The following is a 6,355-nucleotide window of genomic DNA, read 5'->3' as shown; positions in this document are numbered from 1 at the left end:
AGTCGGCGTAGATCGGATGGGCGTCGGTGAGCTTCCTCACCTCGGCCAGAACCTCGGCCTCGACGGCGGGGTCGCCCTCGGGGTTGGCGGCCAGCGCGTCGACGACCCTGAGCAGCAGCTCGCCGACACGGGCGAACTCCGCCTGCCCGAAGCCGCGGGTGGTGCCGGCGGAGGTGCCGAGGCGGATGCCGGAGGTGACGAAGGGCTTCTCCGGGTCGAAGGGGATGGCGTTCTTGTTGCAGGTGAGGCCGGCGCGCTCCAGCGCCCGCTCGGCATCGCGGCCCGTCACCCCCTTCGGGCGCAGGTCGACGAGGACCATGTGGCAGTCGGTGCCGCCGGAGACGATGTCGAGGCCGCCGGCCTTCAGCGTCGCGGCGAGGGCGCGGGCATTGGCGATGACGGCGGCGGCGTAGTCCTTGAATTCCGGGCGCAGCGCCTCGCCGAAGGCGACGGCCTTGGCGGCGATGACATGCATCAGCGGGCCGCCCTGGTTGCCGGGGAAGACGGCCGAGTTGAGCTTTTTCGCCAGCGCCTCGTCATTGGTCAGGATGATGCCGCCGCGTGGGCCGCGCAGGGTCTTGTGGGTGGTCGAGGTGGTGACATGGGCGTGCGGCACCGGGTTCGGATAGAGCCCGGCGGCGATCAGGCCGGCATAGTGGGCCATGTCGACCATCAGCCAGGCGCCGACCTCGTCGGCGATGGCGCGGAAACCGGCGAAGTCGATCTCGCGCGGATAGGCCGAGGCGCCGGCGATGATCAGCTTCGGTTTCGTTTCCAGCGCGCGGGCGCGCACCGCCTCCATGTCGATGATCTGGTTGTCCTCGCGGACCTCGTAGCTCACCACGTCGAACCACTTGCCCGACATGGTGACGGGCGAGCCGTGGGTGAGGTGGCCGCCATGGGCGAGGTTCATGCCCATGATCCGGTCGCCGGGCTGGAGCAGCGCGAGGAACACCGCCTGGTTGGCCTGCGCGCCGGAATGCGGCTGGACATTGGCAAAGGCGGCGCCAAAGATCTCCTTGACCCGGTCGATGGCGAGGGTCTCGACCTCGTCGACGAACGCGCAGCCGCCATAGTAGCGCTTGCCGGGATAGCCCTCGGCGTACTTGTTGGTCAGGACCGAGCCCTGGGCGATCAGCACGTCGCGCGAGACGATGTTCTCGGAGGCGATCAGCTCGATCTCGTGCCGCTGGCGGCCGAGTTCGCGGTCGATGGCGGCGGCGACGGCCTCGTCGGAGAGGCGGGCGGCGGGGTCTGGCATGGGAGCGTTTCCTTGTTCTGGTCAGAGGCCGGCGGCGAGTTCGCGCGCGGCGATGTCGAGGAGGGCGCGGACGTGCGGGGCGAAGGAGCGCCAGACGGTGAGGTGAAAGCGGTCGGCGGCCTCGCGGACAAGGACGACCTGCGCGGTGTCGAAGACGGTGCGCGCACCGGTGCCGACCGGCATCGCCGCGAGGTCGCGCGGGGCGCCGGTGGCGAGCAGCGTCAGGACCGCCGGGCCGCTCAGGGCATAGGTGATCTCGCGGTCGGAGACCTCGACGGCGCTGTGTGGGACCGGGATCCGCGCCAGGTCGGCGAGCAGAGCGTCGCGCTCGGCCTCGGGCGCCTCGATCAGCCATTCGTCGGGGCCGAGGCAGAGCGCGGCGCGGCCGCCCTGGACGCTCCGCGCGCCGATGGTGGTCGGGAGGTGGATGGCGGCGGGATCGGCGAGACGGAGCGAGACGCGGGTGGTCGCGGGCAGCTCGGTGACGATGACGCCGGAGGCGGTGAGGGTGGTCATGTCTCGGTCTCCTCTCAGACGCTCAGCCGGCTGTTCTCGGGGTCGAGAAAGACGGTGCCCTTCACGACCCTGGCGGTGATCGTGCCATTCGGCATCGGGACATGCAGGGTCTCGCCGTCCCTTGCCCGGCCGTCGGCGACGACGGCCATGGCGATCGAGCGGCCGAGCGCGTCGCTCCAGTAGGAGGAGGTGACATGGCCGAGCATGGTCATCGGCTTTGGCTGGTTCGGATCGGCGACGATCTGCGCGCCTTCCTGGAGCACGACCTTGGGATCGTCGGTCAGCAGGCCGACCAGCTGCTTGCGGCCCTTGGCCACCATGTCCGGGCGCGTCAGCGAGCGCTTGCCGACGAAGTCGGGCTTCAGCTTGCCGATCGCCCAGGTGAGGCCGGCGTCGTCGGGGGTCAGCGTGCCGTCGGTGTCCTGGCCGACGATGATATAGCCCTTCTCGGCGCGCATGACATGCATCGCCTCGGTGCCATAGGGGGTGATGTCATACTGCTGGCCGGCGTCCATGAGCTTTTCCCACAGCGCGCGGCCGTGGCGGGCGGGGACATTGACCTCGAAGCCGAGCTCGCCGGTGAAGGAGACGCGGAAGAGCCGGGCGGGAAAGCCCGCGACGGTGGTCTCGATCACCGCCATGTGCGGGAAGGCTTCCGCCGAGAGGTCGGCGTCGGGAACGAAGGGCGCGAGCAGCCGCCGCGCGTTCGGGCCCTGCAGCGCGATCGTCGCCCATTGCTCGGTGGTCGAGGTCAGCCAGACCTGGAGGTCGGGCCATTCGGTCTGCAGATAGTCCTCCATCATGTTGAGCACGCGCGCGGCGCCGCCGGTCGTCGTGGTGACGTGGAAGCGGTCGGGGGCGAGGCGGCCGATGACGCCGTCGTCGCGGATGAAGCCGTCCTCGCCGAGCAGCAGGCCGTAGCGGCAGCGCCCGACCCCGAGCTTGGCCCAGGGGTTGGTGTACATCCGCTCCATGAAGGTGACGGCGTCGGGACCGGTGACCTCGATCTTGCCCAAGGTCGAGGCGTCGAAGATGCCGACCGAGGCGCGGGCGGCGCGGCACTCGCGCGAGACGGCGGCGTGCATGTCCTCGGCCCCTTGCGGGAAGTACCAGGCGCGCCGCCAGAGGGCGACCGGCTCGAAGGCCGCGCCGTTCGCCTCGGCCCAGGGGTCGATCGGCGTCCGCCGCGTGACCTCGAAGGTCGCGTCCTGGTGGTAGCCGGCAAAGGCGCCGAAGGTCGTCGGCGAATAGGGCGGCCGGAAGGTGGTGAGCCCGACCTGGGGCGGCGCCTTGCCGAGCGCGTCGGCGGCGATCATCAGGCCGTTGACATTCGACATCTTGCCCTGGTCGGTGGCCATGCCATTCGTCGTGTAGCGCTTGACATGCTCGATCGAGCGCATGCCCTCGCGCACCGCGAGGCGGATGTCCTTGGCGGTGACGTCGTTCTGGAAGTCGATGAAGGCCTTGGCCTTTCCCGGATCGCGGTCGGTCGGCAGCTCCTTGCAGGTGATGCCCGAGCCGGGGCGGTCGGCGGTGACGGCATGGGCCTGCGCGGTCGCCTCGCGCCCGGCGTCGCGGGCGGCCTGCGCGCCGGCGGTGGCGCCATCCTCCAGCGCGGCGGCGATGCCCCAGAGGCCGCGGCCGGCGCCGGCGATCCGCACGGCCTCGGTCTTCTGCCCCGGCAGATAGACCCGCAGCGCCTCGTCCCAGGCGAGCTTGCCTTGCGTATGGGAGAAGAGGTGCAGGCAGGGGGTCCAGCCGCCGCACATCAGCACCGCGTCGCAGGCGATCTCGCGCGCCTCGCCGGCCTTGCCGTCGGTGACGCGGTTGACGCGCAGCGACTTGACCCGCAGCCGGCCGGAGGTGCCGGTGACGGTGCGCCCGAGCAGCGTCTCGATGCCGAGGGCGCGGGCGCGGTCGGTGAGGGCATGGTCCACGCTCGCGCGGATATCGACGATGACGGCGGGCCTGGCCCCGGCCTCGGCGAGGTCGAAGGCGGCGTACCAGGCGCTGTCATGGGCGGTGACGATGGCCGGATGATTGCCGACCTTGACGCCGTAGCGGTGGAGATAGGTCTGGGCGGCGCCCGCGAGCATCACGCCCGGGCGATCGTTGCCGTCAAAGACCAGCGGCTTTTCCAGCGCGCCCTGCGCCAGCACCACTTCCTTCGCGCGCACCTTCCACATGCGCTCGCGCGGGGCGCCGGCGGGGACCGTGTCGAGATGGTCGGTCAGGCGCTGGCAGAGGCCGACGAGGTTCCGGTGGTAATAGCCGATCGCGGTGGTGCGCGGCAGCACGGTGACGTTGGGGAGGCTCCCGAGTTCGGCGAGGGTCTGGCCGAGCCAGTCCCAGGCGGGCTTGCCGTCGATGACGATCGCGGGCTCGGACAGCAGCGCGCCGCCGGGCTCGGAATGCTCGTCGACGACGAGGACCGACGCGCCCGAGCGCCCCGAGGCGAGCGCCGCGGCGAGGCCGGCGGCGCCGGCGCCGACGACGAGCACATCGACATGGTGGAAGCGCGAGGCATAGCTGTCGGCGTCGGGCTCGCTCGGCGAGACGCCGAGGCCGGCGGCATTGCGGATGACCGGCTCGTAGACCCGGTCCCAGAAGGCGCGCGGCCACATGAAGGTCTTGTAGTAGAAGCCGGCCGAGAACAGCGAGCCGAGGTTGTCGTTGATCGCGCCCGCGTCGAAGGCGAGGCTCGGCCAGCGGTTCTGGCTGGTCGCCTCGAGCCCGGCGCGCAGCTCCTGGAGGGTGGCGCGGGTATTGGGCTCGAAGCGGCCCGGGCCGCGGCTGGTGCCGATCAGCGCGTTCGGCTCGTCCGAACCCGCCGAGACCACGCCGCGCGGGCGATGGTACTTGAAGGAGCGGCCCATCAGGTGGACGCCGTTGGCGAGCAGCGCCGAGGCCAGCGTGTCGCCGGCGAGGCCGGTGTAGGACTTGCCGTCGAAGCTGAAGCTGACCGGGCGGGCGTGGTCGACGCGGCCGCGGTTGGGGAGGCGGTAGCCGGTCATTTGCCTTCTCCGGTCAGGGCCGCGGGGGCGGGGCGGGGCTCGCCCGCCTTGTAGGTCGCGAGGAACTTGTCGCCGACGGTCTCGCGGGCGGCGTTGAAGAAGCGCGCGCAGCCGTTCAGGTGCCGCCAGCGCTCGAAATGGACGCCCTTGGGATTGGAGCGGATGAAGAGGAAGTCGCGCCATTCCTCGTCCGAGAGCTTCGAGGGATCGGCGGGGCGGGCGATATGGGCCTCGCCGGCATAGGCGAATTCGAGCTCGGGCAGGTCCTGCTCGCAATAGGGGCAATGGATCAGCAGCATCTCGTCTCTCCCTAATGCGCGACGGCGGCGGCGGCGGCCTCGTCGATCAGCCGGCCGGTGGTGAAGCGCTCGAGCGTGAAGGGCGCGTTGATCGGGTGCGGCTCGTCCTTCGCCACGGTATGGGCCAGGACATGCGCGGCGCCGGGGGTGGCCTTGAAGCCGCCGGTGCCCCAGCCGCAGTTGACATAGAGCCCGGGCACCGGCGTCTTGCCGAGGATCGCCGAGCGGTCGGGGGTGACGTCGACGATGCCGCCCCATTTGCGCAGCATCCGCATCCGGCGGAAGACGGGGAAGATCTCGCAGATCGCCGCCACGGTGTGTTCGATCAGCGGCAGGCCGCCGCGCTGGGAATAGCTCACATACTGGTCGGTGCCCGAGCCGATGACCAGCTCGCCCTTGTCGGACTGGCTGATATAGGCATGCACCGAGTTCGACATGACGACGCAGGGGAAGACCGGCTTGATCGGCTCGGAAACCAGCGCCTGCAGGGGATAGGACTCGAGCGGCAGCCGCACGCCCGCGGTCTCCATCACCACCGAGGTATGGCCGGCGGCCGAGACCGCGACCTTCTTCGCGGCGATGAAGCCCTTCGCGGTCTCGACGCCGGTCACCCGGCCGTCGGGCCCGCGCCGGATCGCCGTCACCGGGCAGTTCTGGATGATGTCGACGCCGCGCGCCGCCGCGGCGCGGGCATAGCCCCAGGCGACGGCGTCGTGGCGCGCGGTCCCCGCCCGGCGCTGCAGCGCCGCGCCCATCACCGGGTAGCGGGCCCCGGGGTTGATGTCGAGCGGCGGGCAGAAGGCCTTGGCCTCCGCCGCGGTCAGCCAGGCGTTGTCGACGCCGTTCAGACGGTTCGAATGCACATGGCGCTGGAAGGACTGCACGTCATGGACATTATGCGCGAGCATCAGCACGCCGCGCTTGGAATACATCGTGTTGTAGTTCAGCTCCTGGGACAGGTCCTCCCAGAGGTCGAGCGCGTGGTCGAAGAGCCGGGCACTCTCGTCGTAGAGATAGTTCGAGCGGATGATCGTGGTGTTGCGCCCGGTATTGCCGCCGCCGAGCCAGCCCTTGTCGATCACCGCGACGGATGTGATCCCGTGCTCCTTGGCAAGATAATAGGCCGCGCCGAGCCCGTGGCCCCCCGCCCCGACGATGATCACGTCGTAGGACGCCTTCGGCTCGCGATCCGGCCACTGCGCCGTCCAGTTCCTCTGACCCGTCAGCGCGCCCTTGACCACCTGGGCGAAGGAAAAATGCGTCAT

5 protein-coding genes are annotated in these 6,355 nt (G+C 70.5%); all 5 read right to left on the bottom strand.

The annotated features are described in order from the left end of the window. Nucleotides 1-1,261: serine hydroxymethyltransferase (glyA, locus tag KBB57_RS19750; protein ID WP_290754037.1), on the bottom strand; the 1,261-nt coding region annotated here is incomplete at its 3' end. A 21-nt stretch (nt 1,262-1,282) separates the two neighbouring features. Next, nucleotides 1,283-1,777: a sarcosine oxidase subunit gamma gene (locus KBB57_RS19745; RefSeq protein ID WP_290754035.1), complete on the bottom strand. Its 495-nt coding sequence runs from the start codon at nt 1,775-1,777 to the stop codon at nt 1,283-1,285. Nucleotides 1,778-1,791: 14 nt separating this feature from the next. After that, nucleotides 1,792-4,791, bottom strand: coding sequence for a sarcosine oxidase subunit alpha (locus KBB57_RS19740; protein ID WP_290754032.1), 3,000 nt, complete (start codon nt 4,789-4,791; stop codon nt 1,792-1,794). After that, nucleotides 4,788-5,090, bottom strand: a complete 303-nt coding sequence (locus KBB57_RS19735; protein WP_290754030.1) for a sarcosine oxidase subunit delta — start codon at nt 5,088-5,090, stop codon at nt 4,788-4,790. The genes KBB57_RS19740 and KBB57_RS19735 overlap by 4 nt, the downstream gene beginning before the upstream one ends. Nucleotides 5,091-5,101: 11 nt before the next feature. Continuing rightward, the gene (locus KBB57_RS19730) at nt 5,102-6,355 is read right to left on the bottom strand and encodes a sarcosine oxidase subunit beta family protein (protein WP_290754028.1); all 1,254 of its coding nucleotides are present in this window, start codon (nt 6,353-6,355) and stop codon (nt 5,102-5,104) included.

This window comes from Amaricoccus sp. (assembly GCF_017993425.1).
Classification (GTDB): domain Bacteria; phylum Pseudomonadota; class Alphaproteobacteria; order Rhodobacterales; family Rhodobacteraceae; genus Amaricoccus.
The sequence above is the reverse complement of the archived record's forward strand: the minus strand, read 5'-3'. Positions and strand labels throughout refer to the sequence as shown.